The 15,781-nt window shown below is 66.9% G+C and carries 12 protein-coding genes and 1 pseudogene; 4 read left to right on the top strand and 9 right to left on the bottom strand.

The genetic code is table 11. The annotated features are described in order from the left end of the window. Window positions 1-35 precede the first annotated feature (35 nt). The 8 genes from MVA47_RS24065 to MVA47_RS24030 form a co-directional block, all read right to left on the bottom strand. A complete protein-coding gene (locus MVA47_RS24065; protein WP_247210161.1) occupies window positions 36-2,087 on the bottom strand; it encodes a hypothetical protein in 2,052 nt (683 codons plus the stop codon). Next, a complete protein-coding gene (locus MVA47_RS24060) occupies window positions 2,000-3,496 on the bottom strand; it encodes a BTAD domain-containing putative transcriptional regulator (RefSeq protein ID WP_247210160.1) in 1,497 nt (498 codons plus the stop codon). Before MVA47_RS24060 ends, MVA47_RS24065 begins: the two co-directional genes overlap by 88 nt. A 116-nt stretch (window positions 3,497-3,612) precedes the next feature. Next, the gene (locus MVA47_RS24055; RefSeq protein ID WP_247210159.1) at window positions 3,613-4,512 is read right to left on the bottom strand and encodes a metal ABC transporter permease; all 900 of its coding nucleotides are present in this window, start codon (window positions 4,510-4,512) and stop codon (window positions 3,613-3,615) included. Then, window positions 4,509-5,384 carry a metal ABC transporter ATP-binding protein gene (locus MVA47_RS24050; RefSeq protein WP_247211051.1) on the bottom strand — a complete coding sequence of 292 codons (876 nt, stop codon included), beginning with the start codon at window positions 5,382-5,384 and terminating at the stop codon, window positions 4,509-4,511. The genes MVA47_RS24055 and MVA47_RS24050 overlap by 4 nt, the downstream gene beginning before the upstream one ends. 47 nt (window positions 5,385-5,431) lie before the next feature. Next, window positions 5,432-6,448 carry a metal ABC transporter solute-binding protein, Zn/Mn family gene (locus tag MVA47_RS24045; RefSeq protein ID WP_247210158.1) on the bottom strand — a complete coding sequence of 339 codons (1,017 nt, stop codon included), beginning with the start codon at window positions 6,446-6,448 and terminating at the stop codon, window positions 5,432-5,434. Window positions 6,449-6,548: 100 nt separating this feature from the next. Next, window positions 6,549-7,145, bottom strand: a complete 597-nt coding sequence (locus MVA47_RS24040) for a TetR/AcrR family transcriptional regulator (RefSeq protein ID WP_247210157.1) — start codon at window positions 7,143-7,145, stop codon at window positions 6,549-6,551. After that, entirely contained in the window at window positions 7,142-8,380 is a 1,239-nt protein-coding gene (locus tag MVA47_RS24035; protein ID WP_247210156.1) for a cytochrome P450, read from the bottom strand. The genes MVA47_RS24040 and MVA47_RS24035 overlap by 4 nt, the downstream gene beginning before the upstream one ends. Before the next feature lie 47 nt (window positions 8,381-8,427). After that, complete coding sequence (locus MVA47_RS24030; protein ID WP_247210155.1) at window positions 8,428-9,402, bottom strand: pirin family protein; 975 nt, start codon at window positions 9,400-9,402, stop codon at window positions 8,428-8,430. 119 nt (window positions 9,403-9,521) lie between these two features. Between MVA47_RS24030 and MVA47_RS24025 the strand changes: the two genes are divergently transcribed. The 4 genes and pseudogenes from MVA47_RS24025 (at window position 9,522) to MVA47_RS24010 (ending at window position 14,277) form a co-directional block, all read left to right on the top strand. Next, on the top strand, window positions 9,522-10,409 hold the full coding sequence (locus MVA47_RS24025) for an alpha/beta fold hydrolase (protein ID WP_247210154.1): 888 nt from the start codon (window positions 9,522-9,524) through the stop codon (window positions 10,407-10,409). Further along, window positions 10,337-11,836 (top strand): D-inositol-3-phosphate glycosyltransferase, encoded by a 1,500-nt coding sequence (gene mshA, locus MVA47_RS24020; RefSeq protein ID WP_374474456.1) that lies wholly within the window; start codon window positions 10,337-10,339, stop codon window positions 11,834-11,836. The genes MVA47_RS24025 and mshA overlap by 73 nt, the downstream gene beginning before the upstream one ends. After that, window positions 11,833-12,435, top strand: a pseudogene (locus MVA47_RS24015) (YbjN domain-containing protein); the annotation flags it as partial. The gene mshA and the pseudogene MVA47_RS24015, both read left to right, overlap by 4 nt. 237 nt (window positions 12,436-12,672) lie before the next feature. Then, complete coding sequence (locus MVA47_RS24010; protein WP_247210153.1) at window positions 12,673-14,277, top strand: 4-coumarate--CoA ligase family protein; 1,605 nt, start codon at window positions 12,673-12,675, stop codon at window positions 14,275-14,277. Window positions 14,278-14,384: 107 nt separating this feature from the next. Here MVA47_RS24010 and MVA47_RS24005 read toward each other — a convergent pair whose 3' ends face one another. After that, complete coding sequence (locus MVA47_RS24005) at window positions 14,385-15,776, bottom strand: MFS transporter (protein ID WP_247210152.1); 1,392 nt, start codon at window positions 15,774-15,776, stop codon at window positions 14,385-14,387. Between the last annotated feature and the right edge of the window lie 5 nt (window positions 15,777-15,781).

Below are 15,781 nucleotides of genomic sequence, written 5' to 3'. Positions count from 1 at the left end.
CCGGAACCGTTCGGGGATCTCGGCACAGGTCGGCGTCAGGCCTGCTCACGCACAGTGCGCACGTCCTCGAGGAGACCTGCCATCCCGAACTCGGCCGCCCGGGCACCGATGTCATCGAGTTCGTCGAGATGTCGTTCGGCCGGTGGACGCAGCTGCCACTGCAGAAGCAGGCAGCGGAGGACGGTCGGTTGCCCGCCGTTGCGCTCGGCGACCTCGGCCGCGACCGCCACTGCCTCGGTTGCGGCGGCGGTGTCGCCCAGCAGCATGTGAAGCCTGGCGAGCGCGAGGTCCACCGGGCCGACGGAACCGAGTTGACCGATCACGCCGATACACCCGGTGAAGGGTTCGAGTTCGGCGATGAGGTCTGCGGCGAAGTCGGTCAACTCGAACTGCGCCACCAGGTGGGCGAGAGCCGTCGCGTGACCGAGCGTGTGCCACACGTGTGCGCCGCGGGTGTCCTGCCGCTGCCGGATGAGCTTCTCGGCCAGGTTCCGGTCGACCGGAGCACCGGGGACAGTGGCCAATCCGGCCGCGATGACGCCGATCATGTCGGTGTCCTCGGCGCTGGCCGCCACACCCTCGATCAGGTCGCGGGCCATCGACGCCTCGTCGTCGGACAGATGGCCTTGCTCGCGGCGCAACCCCATCAACGACATGTTGGACTGTCCGGTCACGTACAGCTCGGTCTGCTCGTGGACACGTTTGGCGATTGCCCGGTGACGAGTGGCCCGTTCGAAGTCGCCGTCCCAGACCGCCACCACCACCTCCATCCAGCGGAGCTGTGCACGCAAGATCGGCAGGTTCAGCTCCTCGCTGCCGTTGATCGCCTCGAGCAGATGGCCTCGGACCGCGTGCACGTCGCCAAGGGTGAACGCGGCCATGGTCGCGATCGAGTGTGCGATCACGGTGTCGAATCGAGCCTGACTGTGCGCGAAGGTCAGCAGGTCACCGATCGTGGCGATGGCTTCGGCGGCATGGGTGGCGACGCCGGAGAAAGTGATCAACCGGGCCATCATCACCTCGGCCGTGATCTCGGGATCGTCTGCGATGGCCGCGAAATGTTCTGCGCGAACGATCAATTCGGGCGCCAGCGTGGGGTCGGGATGATAGCTGTGTCCGACACACAGAGCTCCGAGAACCTGTGCACGCGCGGCAGATTCGTCTGCGACGATCTGTTCGGCGCGAAACAGCAGGGCCAGCAACGGCGCGGGGTCCTTGCCCGGGGTGACCCACGGCCACCCGCCGCCCGAACGCAGCAGCGAACCGGCCAGTTTTCCGATGGTCGCGGTCTTCTCGGTGCGGATGGCCATGGCGAGTTCCGTTTCGACCGTGTCGAGGACGGTCTGTCCACGGCCCGAGCGTGACAGCGCCTCGAGATAGGACACGGTGAGGCCGTCCCGCTCTGCGTCGTCCTGATCGGCTGCGGGCAACAGGTCGTAGGCCACCAGTGCCTGATGCCACCAGTTGGCCGCGGACTCGGAGTTCCATCGCTCGGCGGCAGCGGTGGCGGCCGCGATGCATGCCGCAACCGCGTCGCGGGCCTCCACCAGAGGCAGCGCGGCCATGAGATGTTGGGCACGCCTGCCCAACACGTCCGAGCCCGATGCGCCGTCGAGTACCTCACCGACTTTGGCGTGCGCGCGTTTACGACGCAGCGTCGGCATCTGGGCCAGCACTTCCTCGCGAAGCAATCCGTGGGCGAACGCATAACCGTCGGTGCCCGGGGCCGCGGCGATGATGCGGGCATCGGCAGCCTCGTCGAGATGGTCGGCAAGCGAGTCGATGTCGAGGCGGGTGGTGGCAGAGAGCAGCGCCACGTCGATCGCGTCCCCGATGACGGCGGCCATCCGGAGCACCTGCAACACAGCAGGATCGAGGCCGGCCAACCTCAGGCCGAGGACGGACCGGACTGCCTGCGGCAGTTCACCGGCGTCACGTTCGTCCTTGGACAGGCGTGCGTATTCGGAGACGAACAGCGGATTACCCCCCGTGCGCCTGATCAGGCGGGAGACCTCCGTGTCGGACAGGGCTTCGTCGGCGATCTCATTGGCCAATGTTGCGGCATCGTCATCGGCCAGTGCCGACACGACGATCTGACGATTGCCACCTCCGCGGGCGACCGCGCTGAGGAGCCGCCGAGCGCGGTCCCGTGCTCGCCCTCGCGCAGAGTGATGATGAAGCCCACCGGGTGCCCGTGCACAGCGGTCGCCATGGAGGCGAGCGCGCCCACCGACATCGCGTCGGCCCATTGGGCATCGTCAATCACGACCGCCAGAGGTGTTGTCGCCGAACTCTGTTCGATGACGCGCTGTACCCGGTCGTACGTGGTGAAGCGGGCGGTGTCAGCGTCCACGCCGTCCTGTGTGGTGAGGATCTCGGCGGGGTCGCAGCCCAGCGCCTCGACGAGCTGACGGGCGGGCCACCAGGCGGGGGCGCCCTCCTCGGGATTGCGGGCCCACACGGCGCGACCACCCAGGGCCTGCATCCGCTGGGCGGCCTCGTGGGCGAGGCGTGTCTTTCCAATGCCCGGCGGGCCGATCAGGATGAGCCAGCGCGTGTTCCCCGCGACCACCTCACCGAGCAGCCGGCCGATGTGGTCGATCTCGCGCGCGCGGCCCACGAGTTTGCCGTTCGATGCGGCAGTCGAGGCCTGGGCCGGCTGATCCGGGACAGCCTCGGGTTCGGGTGAACGGATCTCGCTGGCCCCGGACCAGCTGGGTTTACGGGGCCACGCGGCCAACTCCGGGTCGTGGCGCAGGATCGCGCCTTGCAACTCGCGCAGTTCGGAGCTCGGTTCGAGTCCGAGATCGTCGTCGAGTCTGCGCGCGTGTTCGGTGAACACATCGAGGGCTTCGGCCGAGCGGCCCGCCCGGTGCAGCGCCATCATGTGCAGCCAGCAACTGCGATCGCGATAGGGCTGCTCGGTCTGCAGTGCCACCACATCGGCGAGGGCCTGGGGAACGCGCCCCAGCGCCAGGAGCGCGGTGATCCGGTTCTCCCGGCACCCACTGCGGAGTTCTTCGAGTCCGGCCGCCTCGGTCTGCACCCAGCTCTCGTCACCGAAACCGTCGAGCAGCCGTCCGCGCCACATGCCCAGAGCACGATCGGACGTCTCGAGGGCCGGCGCCCAGTCCTCGCGGTCGGAGGCCTGGCGGGCCGAATTGGCGAGGTCCAGGAACTCGTCGATGTCGAGTTCGGAATCGTAGATCTCGAAGATGTACCCGTTCGACTGCCGCCGGATGGGTGAGGTGCCGACCGCGTCGTTACGCAGCGCCCGGCGCAGATTCGAGATGTAGGCCTGCAGGCTGGAGGTGGCGCTCGGGGGTGCGTCTTCTCCCCAGATCGCGTCGGACAGCCGGTCGATGGAGACGACGGTGCCGCGATTGAGAAGCAACAGCGCCAGCACCATCCGCTGCTTGGGTGACCCGAGCTCCACGACCTGCGAGTGGTCGGCGCGACGGACCACAGACAGCGGTCCGAGCAACTGATACCGCATCGCCTGCCTTCCGGTCCGGGCCGCGCGCTACAGCGTCACCCGAAATGAGAGCTTAGGCGATCGGTCGATCTGGCGTGCCCTTGCCGAGCAGGTTCGATCCAGCGGGACAAAAAGTCTCAGAAACTGGTGCCGAGCAGCGGTTTGCTGGAGGTGGGAACCCGTCGGCGCCCAGAGCCGGCGGACCGTTTGGAGCCGACCACACGGCACACCAGGTAGATGACAAACGAGATGGTGGTGACGAAGGCGGAGACCGGCAGCCCCGGCGCCAGCGACAAGACGATACCGCCGACCGCGGCGATCTCGGCGAACAAGATGGACAGCCCCAGCACGACCGTGGGGTTCGACGACACGCGCATGGCGGCTGCGGCCGGGGTGATCAGCAGCGACATCACCAGAAGGGCGCCGATGATCTGCACACTCTGGGCCACAGCCGCGCCCAGCAGCACCGCGAACACCACCGAGAGCAGCCGCATCGGCACTCCACGGGCCTCGGCCACGCGGGGGTCGGTGCTTGCGAACAGCAGCGGCCGATAGATGACAGCCATCGCCGCGATCACGACGACAGTGGTGATGACCACGGCCTCGGCGCCCTGGGTGCCCGCATTGATGGCCTGCCCGGCGAGCAGGTTGAATCCGGTTCCGATGCGGCCCGGGTTGAGCGCGATGAACAGCACCGCCAGTCCGAGGCCGAATGCCATCACGACGCCGATCACCGAATCACGTTCGCGCACACGGTTACCCAGTAAGCCGAAGATGACGGCCGCGACGATCGCCCCGATCACACCACCGAGGTTGACGCTGAAGCCGAACAGCAGAGCAGCAGCGGCTCCGGTGAACGACAACTCACTGGTGCCGTGGACGGCAAACGACATCTGACGGCTCACGACCATCGGGCCCAGGACGCCGCCGAGGATGCCGAGAAGTGCGGTCGCCACCAGCGCCTGCTGGACGAAGTCGTAGGAGAGCAGGTTCATCGTGGCGTCGAAGTCGAAGAAGTCCGACCACTGGGCCTTCATTCCTTGACCTCGACATCGCGGGTGGACAGGTGGTCGAGGTCGGCGGACACATGGTCACCGTGGCAGGCGGATTCGTCGGCGCCGACGACGATCAGTCGGCCCTGCACCTCCAGGACGTCGACACGCGTCTGGTACAGCTCGCTGAGGGTGTCTGACGTCATCACCTGCGCCGGTGTCCCTATGCGGAATCGGCCGTCGACGAGGTAGACGACCCTATCGACGTACGGGAGGATCGGGTTGATCTCGTGGGTGACGAACAGGACAGCGGTTCCGTGGTCGCGGCGACGGCGGTCGATCAGTGCGGCCACCCGGCTCTGGTTGGCTGGGTCGAGACTGAGTAGCGGCTCGTCGCAGAGCAACACCGAAGGATCGCCCGACAGTGCCTGCGCCACCCGAAGCCGCTGCTGCTCGCCACCGCTGAGCAGCCCCAAAGGGGCGTCCGCGAACTCACGTGCGTCGACCTGGGCGATCGCATCGTCGACAAGAGCGTTGCGGCGCTTGCGGTTTCGCCACCCGATGCCCCACGCCTGGCCGTCCACACCGAGGCCGACGAGGTCCCTTCCGCGCAGTGGCACACCTTCGTCGTGGGTCTGCTGCTGCGGGATGTAACCGATGGTGCTGTCGCCGGCGCGCAGGCTGCGGCCTTGCACCGCAACCGTTCCCGCGTTCAGCTGGTACTGGCCCAGTAGTGTCTTGAGCAGAGAGGTCTTGCCCGACCCGTTGGGCCCGAGGATCGCGATGAACTCACCGGGGGCCACGGTCAGGTCGAACTCGTCCCACAGCACCCGCTGCCCGAACTTCAGGCGCGCGCCGCTGATCGTGACGGCGGCACCGCTGTTGTCCAGGAGTGATGCCGGTTCGGGCTGGGTCATGAACTGCGCTAACTGCTTGGTGTCGGTCTGGTCGATCACGAGGTCGATCAGGGAGTCGTCGTATCGGACGCCAGGGCGGACGTCAGAGCCTCAACATTAGCCTTCTGCCATTCGATGTAGTCGGTGGTCCCGGCGGGCAGGGTCTCGGTGAAGTCGACCACGGGCACGCCCGAGCTGTTCGCGATGTCGAGAAGTGCCTTGGTGCCCTCGTCGACTGCCTGTGTGTTGTAGATGAGGGCGCGCACCTGGCGTCCCCGCAGCAGATCCTGGGTGGCCGCGATGTCGCGGGCCGACGGCGACTGCCCGGCCTCGACCGCGTCCTGCAGACCGGCGGGGGTGACATCTTTGAGTCCGGCGTCGAGCAACAGGTAGTAGGCAAGCGGTTCGGTCTGGGCCACCGGGGCATCGGGGTTCGCAGTCTTGATGGCGGCAACCTGGGCGGTCAGTTCGTCGAGCCGCTTGTTGAACTCGGTGACGTTGTCGCGGTACGTCTGCGCGTTGGCGCTGTCTTTCTCTGACAGGGCCTCGGCGACCTCGTCGGCGACGAGTCCCGCGACCGCGAGGTCATAGAAGACGTGCTCGTTGGCCCCACCCGCTCCGTGATCGTGGCCGGACTCCTCGGTGCCGCTGTCTTCGTGGCCCGCGTCTTCGTGGCCCGCTTCTTCATGGCCGGCTTCCTCGTGGCCCGGTTCTTCGTGCCCACTCTCGGCGAGTTCGAAGGCGTTGATCACGACCGCACCGGAACTCTTGGGCGCGTCCTCCATGTAGGTGTCGTAGTGCCCGCCGTTGAGGACCACCACACCCGCTTCGGAGACCTTGGCCGTGTCCTGTGCGTTCGGTTCGAACTCGTGAGGGTCTCCGGTGGGGGAGTTGTACAACGACGTCACCTCGGCCTTGTCGCCGGCGACCGCAGCGGCGACCGAACCCCAGACGTCGGTGGAAGCCACGATGGACACCTTGCCGTCGGCGGTGGTGCCCCCGTCATCCGAGGAGCATCCGGCCGCCAGGGCGGCGGTGAGGGAGACGGCGGCGGCAACCGCCAGGGGTCGGGACCAGGTGCGCATCGGGAGGTGACCTTTCACGTCGAGACGATGGCCGCCTCATCAAGGCGGGGGCTCCATCGGGTAGACGCTAATGATAACCGTTACCGACAGCGAAGCGAAATCAGCCTGGCGCCACCACGGCCGGCGTCACGAACCGTTCGATGACCGCGCGCTCCTCGGCTGCGTCGGTGCCGGGAGTTGTCAACAGCGACAGGATCATTCGTACGATGAACTGCGCTCGCAGCGCTTCGTCGGCGCTCGGGCCTGCGGAGTCGTTTGCCGAGCCGCGTGCGGAGTCGTCGGAGAAAAACGCCGTGACGATCTTCTTGATCAGCTCGGACGACGATCCGAGTTCGGCCGCCACGCTTGCCGAGCCGGGGCGAAACCAGGAGTGCAACACCGGGTCGGCGCGCACTGCCTCGACCGCGGCGACGATCGCGTCGGTGGTCCGCTGTGCCGGCTCGGCGACGTCGCTCACACGCGCGGCGATCCGCCGGGAGAGCGCACGGGCCTCGCGTTCGACGAAGGCCATCTGCAGTTCGGCGCGGGACGGGAAGTAGCGGTAGAGCGTGGCCCGCGAGCATCCGGCGGCCGCCGAGATCTGGTTCATGTTGACCGCATCCACCCCGTGCTCGGCGAACAGTTCGGCCGCTACGTCGAGTATGCGGCCGGCAGCGATGGCCGATCGGCTCTCGCCCAGCCAGGAGGCGGCCGTCATCGGTTGGTCCGCACAACCAGTCTGGTCGGACGTCGTACGTAGTTGCCCTTGGCGTAGGTGATCGAATCGGCGTCGACCTCGAAGTCGGGGCAGCGCCTCAGCAGCTCTTCCAGCGTCACCCGGACCTGCATCCGCGCAGCCGCCGCTCCGAGGCAGTGGTGACCGCCTCTGCTGAACGTGAGTATCTGACGGGGGCGTCGATGGATGTCGAGTTGGTCCGCGTCGTCACCGTAGACCCGCGGATCGCGATTGGCCGCGCCGTAACAGAGCAAGACCTTGCGGCCCGCCGGAATGGTCACCGGCCCGGCATCCGTCTCGAACTCGGTGTCGACGGTGGTGGTCCGGGCCAAGCCCTGGACCGGTGAGGTGAGACGGAGGAACTCTTCGATCGCCCCGGTGATGAGCCCAGGATCGTCTGCCAGTTCGCGCCGTGGTCCCTGGTGTTCGCCGAGTAGCGCGGTGGCGCCGCCCAACACTCCGGTGGTGGTGTCGTTACCCCCGGTGACCATGGTGAAGGCGAAGGCGAGGATCGACAGCAACCCCTCAGTGTTGCCGTCCTCGCCGACTCCCGCCCTCACCAGATGCGACACGGTGTCGTCGCCGGGATGTTCTCGCCGATAGGCGATCAGCGTGCTGAAATACCCCATCAGCTCCACGACTGCCGCCGATGCGGCCTCGCCTGCCTTCGCCAGATCGGAGGTGTCGGCGCCGACGATCGCCTCGGTCCAGCCGTCGAATGCCCGGCGGTCGGAGTCCGGAACGCCCAGATAATGCGCGACGACCATGGACGGCAGCGGCTTGAAGAGGTCTGTGACGATGTCACCGCCGTCTGCGTCGATCAGATCATCGAGGCGCTCGGTGACGAATTGACGCACCGCCGGCTCGACATCGGTGACCTGTTTCGGGGTGAATCCGCGGGACACCAGTTTGCGGAACTCGGTGTGCGCAGGCGGATCCTGCATCACCATGGGCGGATTGTCGACGAGGCCGAGGCTCTCGAGTTCGCCATAGGTGACGGTGAGGCCTGCGGTGGAGGTGAAGGTGCGCCAGTCGTCGGCGGCGCGGCTGACGTCGGCGTGTCGGGTGAGCACCCAGAAGTCGCGGTCGCGGCGGTCGGTACGGACGCGGTGGACCGGGTCGCGGTCACGCAGCGCCGTGTACATCGCCCAGGGTTCGCGCCATGTCTGCCCAGAGCGCAGGGTGAACTCGGCTGGATATGACACATTGGCCCGCATGTCTCAACAGTGAGACACTTGGACCAATGTGTCAACCCTTTGTGGTGTCAGGCTCCCGAGGTGTGCGGCATGAGCGCGCCCGGCGGGATGTGGCCGAACTTGCCGGCGTTGAAGTCGTCCATCGCCTCGATGAGTTCGGCGCGGGAGTTCATCACGAACGGCCCGTACTGGAACACCGGCTCACGGATCGGGCGACCGCCGAGCAGCAGCACCTCTAGCGCGGGACGGTTCGAGTCCTGTTGCTGCGCAGCCGAGATGGAGATCCGGTCACCGGGTCCGAGGACTGCGAGCTGGCCCTGCTGAATGGGATTTCCCACGGGTCCCACGGTGCCGCGCCCGGACAGGACGTAGACAAGTGCGTTGAAGTCGCGGTTCCACGGCAGGTTCAAGGCCGCGCCCGGCTCGATGGTGGCGTGAGCCAACGTGATCGGTGTGTGGGTCGACCCCGGGCCGGTGTGACCGTCGATGCCGCCTGCGATGATCCGTACCAGCGAACCTCCGTCGGGCGAACTCAGCAGGGTGGCCTGACTGCCCTCGATGGACTGGTAGGCCGGGGTGGCGAACTTCGCCTTCTTCGGCAGGTTCACCCACAGCTGGACCCCGTGGAACAGTCCACCACTCTCGACCAGCTCTGCGGGCGGTGTCTCGATGTGCAGGATGCCCGACCCGGCCGTCATCCATTGGGTGGCGCCGTCTTCGATCAGGCCGCCACCGCCGTGAGAATCCTGGTGGGCGAACCGGCCGTCGATCATGTAGGTCACGGTTTCGAATCCGCGGTGGGGGTGCCAGCTGGTCCCACGCGGTTCGCCGGGCTCGTATTCGACCTCGCCCATCTGGTCCATGTGGACAAAGGGGTCGAGATCGGTCTTGGAGACGCCTGCGAAGGCTCGGACGACAGGGAAACCCTCACCCTCATACCCACGCGGTCCGGTGGTCACCGACCTGACGGGTCGCTCGGTGTCCGTGGCGACGGGGCCGGCGATGCGGGGCAGGGTCAAGGTATCGGCTGTGACGGCGGGCATGACGTGCTCCTTCGATGGAGGTGATTCGTACAGCCAGTGTAACCGGACCGTGGTCCGATTCATTCCGCGACCACGGTCGCCGGTCCGTGCGCCCTGAGCCGCACCATTAGTGTGGACTCATGGGCACCACCATGGGCCAGGTCGAGGCACTCGACGGCACGCGCATCAGCTATCGGGTCACCGGGCGGGCCGCCGACGCCGACAGCCCGGCACTGCTGCTCATCCACGGTTGGGCACAGTCATCCGCCTGTTGGGGTGATCACCTTCTCGACCTCCTGGGGCACGAGCACCGGGTCATCGCGATGGATCTGCGCGGGCACGGCGAGTCCGGCGTACCCCCGGGCGCGACGACCGCCGAGAACTTCGGACCGGCCGATTTTGCGGGTGATGTCGCGGCGGTGCTCGCCGCCGAGGTCGGACCCGCGCAGCCGGTGTTCTTGCTCGGCTGGTCGTACGGCGGGCTTGTCGTGTGCGACTATCTCGCGACCGTGGGGCGAGCGTCGGATGCCGTCGCAGGTCTCGTCCTGGTGGGAGCGACCACCTCGATGGGGCGGGGTAAGCCAGGTGGCCGGATCGGGCCGGCAATGCGGGCCGCGCTGCCGGATGCGCTGTCCGACGACCCGAAGGTCGCGGTGGCGGCGCTGTCCGACTTCGTCGCCGCCGTGACACCGCTCGGCGACGGTTCCACCATCCAGCGGTTCCTCGGCACCTCGCTGGCCACGGCGCCCGCGGTGCGCAGCGCACTGTTCGGCCGCGGCGCCGACCACGACGATGTCCTCGCGGCTCTCGATGTGCCCGCACTGGTCATCCACGGCACTGCCGACGCGGTGGCCGACATCTCGTGCGCCGAACACGCCACGTCGCTCATCCCGGCAGCCACCGCGGAGTTCTGGGACGGTGGCGGTCACGCACCGTTTGTCGACGATCCCGACACATTCGCGAGCCAGGTGAGGGCCTTCGTGGCCGAGTCCGTCCGGTCCGAGCAGGGCAGGGGAGTCAGGTCGTGAGTTCGGCAGGCGGTCCCGCGGTTCCGCGGCGGGTGGCGCTGATCTCGGTGCACACGTCGCCGCTGGCCCAACCCGGGGTCGGAGATGCGGGCGGGATGAACGTCTACGTGTGGCAGACCGCCAAACGCCTGGCGCAGCGTGGTGTGGAGGTCGAGATCTTCACGCGCGCAACATCATCGGCCGATGAGCCCGTGGTGGAGGCGGCCCCGGGGGTGACCGTGCGGAACGTGGTGGCAGGTCCGTTCGAGGGGCTGGACAAGCGGGACCTGCCCACACAGTTGTGTGCGTTCACGGCGGGTGTCCTGCGGGCCGAGGCGGGTCGGCCGGTGGGCTACTACGACCTCGTCCACTCGCACTACTGGCTGTCCGGGCAGGTCGGCTGGCTGGCCCGCGACCGATGGGCCGTGCCTCTCGTGCACACCGCGCATACTCTCGCCGCGGTGAAGAACGCCTCGCTCGCCGAAGGCGACACCCCCGAACCGCCGATGCGGCAGGTGGGTGAGCAGCAGGTCGTCGATGAGGCCGACCGTCTGATCGTCAACACCGAAACCGAAGCGCAGCAACTGATCTCGATCCATCACGCGGACCCGTCGCGGATCGACGTGGTCACCCCCGGCGCTGATCTCGAGTGTTACACGCCGGGGCCTCGGATCGACGCCAGGCTCGACCTCGGACTGGACCCTGACGAGGTGGTGGTGACGTTCGTCGGCCGGATCCAGCCACTCAAGGCTCCGGACGTGTTGCTCCGGGCCGCGGCGCCGCTGATCCGTCGCGGACTATCGAACGGACGAAAACTCCGGGTACTGGTGGCCGGTGGACCGTCCGGCTCCGGGTTGGAACGCCCCACGTCGCTGATCGAGCTCAGCCGTGACCTCGGCATCGAGTCGTCCGTCACGTTCATCCCGCCGCAATCGCCCGAGTCGCTGTCCAAGGTGTATCGCGCATCGAATGTGGTTGCGGTTCCCAGCTATTCGGAGAGCTTCGGATTGGTTGCGATCGAAGCGCAGGCGGCCGGCATACCCGTGCTCGCGGCGGATGTGGGCGGGCTGGGGGTGGCCGTCGACAACGGCGTCAGTGGTGTCCTGGTGGACGGGCACGGGATCGACCGCTGGACCGGGGAACTCGACCGTTTGCTGGGGGACGAAACCGCCCTCGCGGCAATGGGAGAGGCTGCGCACCAGCACGCCCAGAACTTCTCGTGGGATCACACCGCGGATCAGCTGCTGGCCAGTTACGGCAGGGCCATCGACAGCTTCCGGCGAAATCGCGCACAGGTATCGAATGCGCCCGATCCGGGTACAACCCAGTCGCTGGGCAACCTCTCAGAAGAAAGCACTCCGCACGGAGTCGTGGCCGAACCCGAAGCCCGACCTCTGGCCCGGATGGCACGCCGGTTCGCCGGACGTAGAAATGGGGCACGAACATGACATCACAGATCACCTCAGAGCTCGGTTCGACGATCGACCAATTTCTCACCCAGCGCGAGATGGCCTTCAGCCGTAAGGATTCCGGCGGCAAGGATGCCGACTACTTCGTGGTGGATCTACCGGGCGAGAAGAAGCTCAAGACCACGGTGCTGCTGACCGCGGCCCCACACGGATTGCGGATCGAGGCGTTTGTCTGCCGCAAACCCGACGAGAACCACGAGGGCGTCTACCGCTGGATGCTCAAACGCAACCGACGGCTCTATGGCGTGGCCTACACGCTCGACAACTCGGGCGACATCTACCTGGTCGGCAGGCATTCGGCGGAGTCGATCACCGACGCCGAACTGGACCGGCTGCTCGGGCAGGTCCTCGAAGCGGCCGACGGCGACTTCAACGTGCTCCTGGAGATCGGGTTCATCACCTCGATCCGGCGCGAATGGGCATGGCGGGTCTCGCGCGGTGAGTCGCTGAACAACCTCAAGGCGTTCGAGCACCTCATCGACGGTGACGGGTCAGACGGGGAGCCTGGTCGATCGGTGCCGTCGCACAACGGCAACGGCGGCGCGCCCCGGTCGCACGGCGAGCGCGCCCGCGGTGAAGGCGGAGCGCACCTTTCCGGGGGCGATGGGACGCCCTCTGCTGATGGTGCGCCGATCGGCGGCGTGGAGAAGGGTCGCGAAGAGGGCGACAACGGTCGGCCGCAGGCATTCGACGCGGCAACCCCGTCGTCGGACGTCGGTCTGGACGACTAACTGTCCGATTCGGCAGACCCTGACAACCGGCATTGCTACTGTTGTTGACTGATCGTCAACAACAACGCCGGAGGCCGAAGAATCATGAGTTTCAAGAGTCCCTTTCCCCCTGTGGAGATCTCCGAGGATTCGATCTACGAGACGTTGTTCGGGTCGATCAGCGAGGAGGACCTGGATCGGACCGCGCTGATCGACGCCGGCGCCACCGAGGGCACCACCTACCGCGAGCTGATCGGCCGGATCAACGCCTTCGCCGGGGCCCTGGCGGCGCGCGGCATCGAGGTGGGCGACAAGGTTGCGCTGCTGTCGCCGAACACCTCGGCGTTCGCGTTCGTGTTCCACGGCATCCTGCGTGCGGGCGCCACTGCGACCACCGTCAACGCGCTGTTCACCGCGCCCGAGATCGCCAAGCAGCTCACCGACTCGGGTGCCAAGATGCTCATCACGATCACCCAGCTCGGTGACCAGGCCAAGGCGGCAGCGGCGCAGGTTGGTCTGCCCGAGAGCGCGGTGATCTTGCTGAACGGGCCCGGAGAGGCCGAGAGCCCTCACCCGAACGCGCTCGATCTGTTGGGTGCCGGCCTTGCGGCTCCGGACGTCAGCTTCGACCCGGCCACCCATCTTGCCGTCCTGCCGTACAGCTCGGGCACCACCGGCAACCCCAAGGGCGTGATGTTGACCCATCGCAACCTGGTCGCCAACGTGGCGCAGAGCCAGCCGCTGCTGAACATGTCTCATGACGACTCGGTCCTCGCGGTGCTGCCGTTCTTCCACATCTACGGGATGACGGTGCTGCTGAACCTTGCGCTGTACAACCGGGCGAGGCTCGTGGTGATGCCGCGTTTCGATCTGGTGCAGTTCCTCGAATCCATCCAGAACTACAAGTGCAGCTACGTGTTCATCGCTCCGCCCGTGGCGGTTGCGTTGGCCAAGCACCCGCTGATCGACGACTACGACCTGTCGTCGGTCAACACCATCATGTCGGGTGCCGCGCCGCTGGACGAGGTGCTGGGCAATGCTGTGGCCAAGCGGCTGAACACCCGGGTCATCCAGGGCTACGGCATGAGCGAGCTGAGCCCGGTCAGCCACGCCATGCCCAGCAAACCCGGCGACGGCCCGGAGGCGCCGCTGTCGTCGTGCGGTTGGCCCATCCCGAACACGGTCAACAAGATCGTCGATCCGGCCACCGGCGACGAGATCGACATCCCGGCCGAAGGACTCAGCGAGCCGGGTGAGCTGTGGGTGGCGGGCCCGAACGTCATGGCGGGCTACCTGAACAACGACAAGGCCACCAAGGAGACCATCGACGACGACGGGTTTCTGCACACCGGTGACATGGCGCGGGTCGATGCGAACGGCTGCGTCTACATCGTCGACCGGCTCAAAGAGCTCATCAAGTACAAGGGCTACCAGGTGCCGCCCGCCGAACTCGAGGCGTTGCTGCTCACCCACGACGATGTCGCGGACGTCGCGGTCATCGGCGTGATCGAGGCCGACACCGGCGAGGAGATCCCGAAGGCGTTTGTGGTCAAGCGTGAAGGCTCCGAGCTCACCGAGCAGCAGGTGATCGACTTCGTCGCCGGTCAGGTCGCGCCGCACAAGAAGGTCCGTGAGGTCGAGTTCATCGACGCCATCCCGAAGAGCGCCGCAGGCAAGATTCTCCGCAAGGATCTGCGCAAGCCCGCCTGATCCGTCTGGTCCCGGCGTCTCACAGCGTCTCCAGACCGCTCCACCAAGACAAAAGACGCTCGACCGGCCGGTGGAGCGTCTTTTGTGAATCCGGTGGATATCCGGCGTTAATCGGTTGTGGCCGCGACCTTCTCGCTCGAACGGTTCGCCTCCACCGCGCCGGCGCCGGCGTGCCGGACGTGCTTGCTGGGGATGACAAGCGCCAGCAGCGCGGCAGCGAGAGCAGCGAGGCCACCGACGATGAACACCAGCTGGAAGCTGGACTCGGCGGGCACAGAGGCGGTCGGGCTGAGGTCGATGACGGAGCTGGCGAGGATGGTGGCCATCAGCGCCGACGCGATTGCCGTGCCGATGGATCGCATCAGCGAGTTCAGGCTGTTGGCGGCGGCCATCTGATGCAGTGGTGCGGCCGACATGATCAACGCCGGCATGGCCGAGTAGCCGATTCCCACGCCTGCGCTTGCGATCACCATGGCCACGCAGATCTGCCACGGTTCGGCCATCAGGAAGATCGAGAACAGGTAACCCAGTGCGATGATCACCGACCCGATGAGCAGCGTGAACCTCGGACCGATGTGGATGTTGAGCCGGGCCGAGACCGGCGAGAGGAACATCATCATCAGTCCTCCGGGGGCCAACAGCAGGCCGGTGGCGAGGATGGTCTGTCCCATCCCGTACTCCACGACGCCCGGGATGTGTGGGATCTGCAGCAGCTGCGGCGCCGCCAGGCTCATCGCCATGAGGGCGAATCCGATCAGCACCGACGCCGCGTTCGTCAGCACGATGATCGGCTGCGCCGACGTGCGCAGGTCCACCAGGGGTGTCTTGATACGCAGCTCGAACCAGCCCCAGAGGACAAGGACCACCAGGCCGGCTCCGGCCAGGCCGAGCGTCAACGCACTGGTCCATCCCCAGGTGTTGCCCTTCGACACGGCGAGCAGCAGCGCGACGAGGGCAGCAGTGATCCCGATGGCCCCGACGACGTCGAAGGTGCCGGGGGAGCGGACCGGTGATTCGCTGACCAGGATCAGCACCAAGAAGAAGGTGAAAGTGGCGAGTGCGCCCGACGTCCAGAACAGGACGTGCCAGTCGAAGGTCTGCGTGATGTAGGCGGCGACCGGCAGTCCGATAGCGCCACCGACGCCGAGGGTCGCCGACATCGTCGCGATGGCACCGGGGACTCGGGCCGGTTCGAGCTTGTCGCGCAACAGGCTGATGCCACACGGGATGAGGCCCATCGCCAGTCCCTGGATGCCACGTCCGATGATCATCGGCAGCACCATCGAGGTGAGCGCACAGATGATCGATCCGAGGATCATCGCGGCGATGCACGACAGGATCACCACTCGTTTGCCGAACATGTCGGCGAGGCGGCCCGAGATCGGCATCGCGATCGCGGCCGTCAGCAAGGTGGCGGTGATGACCCAGGAGGCGTTGTCGGAGCTGGTGTTCAGGTAGCCGGGCAGCTTGCCGACGATGGGCACGACCAGCGTCTGCATGAACG

It is taken from the genome of Williamsia sp. DF01-3 (assembly GCF_023051145.1).
GTDB lineage: Bacteria > Actinomycetota > Actinomycetes > Mycobacteriales > Mycobacteriaceae > Williamsia.
This window is presented reverse-complemented; position numbering and strand designations above follow the sequence as displayed.

Coding starts and splice junctions, on each gene's coding strand:
- MVA47_RS24025 (WP_247210154.1), top strand. CDS start 9,522: ATGGGCACCACCATGGGCCAGGTCGAGGCACTCGACGGCACGCGCATC.
- MVA47_RS24040 (WP_247210157.1), bottom strand. CDS start 7,145: ATGACGGCCGCCTCCTGGCTGGGCGAGAGCCGATCGGCCATCGCTGCC.
- MVA47_RS24005 (WP_247210152.1), bottom strand. CDS start 15,776: ATGCAGACGCTGGTCGTGCCCATCGTCGGCAAGCTGCCCGGCTACCTG.
- MVA47_RS24030 (WP_247210155.1), bottom strand. CDS start 9,402: ATGCCCGCCGTCACAGCCGATACCTTGACCCTGCCCCGCATCGCCGGC.
- MVA47_RS24010 (WP_247210153.1), top strand. CDS start 12,673: ATGAGTTTCAAGAGTCCCTTTCCCCCTGTGGAGATCTCCGAGGATTCG.
- MVA47_RS24035 (WP_247210156.1), bottom strand. CDS start 8,380: ATGCGGGCCAATGTGTCATATCCAGCCGAGTTCACCCTGCGCTCTGGG.
- MVA47_RS24045 (WP_247210158.1), bottom strand. CDS start 6,448: ATGCGCACCTGGTCCCGACCCCTGGCGGTTGCCGCCGCCGTCTCCCTC.
- MVA47_RS24055 (WP_247210159.1), bottom strand. CDS start 4,512: ATGAAGGCCCAGTGGTCGGACTTCTTCGACTTCGACGCCACGATGAAC.
- MVA47_RS24050 (WP_247211051.1), bottom strand. CDS start 5,384: ATGACCCAGCCCGAACCGGCATCACTCCTGGACAACAGCGGTGCCGCC.
- MVA47_RS24060 (WP_247210160.1), bottom strand. CDS start 3,496: ATGCGGTATCAGTTGCTCGGACCGCTGTCTGTGGTCCGTCGCGCCGAC.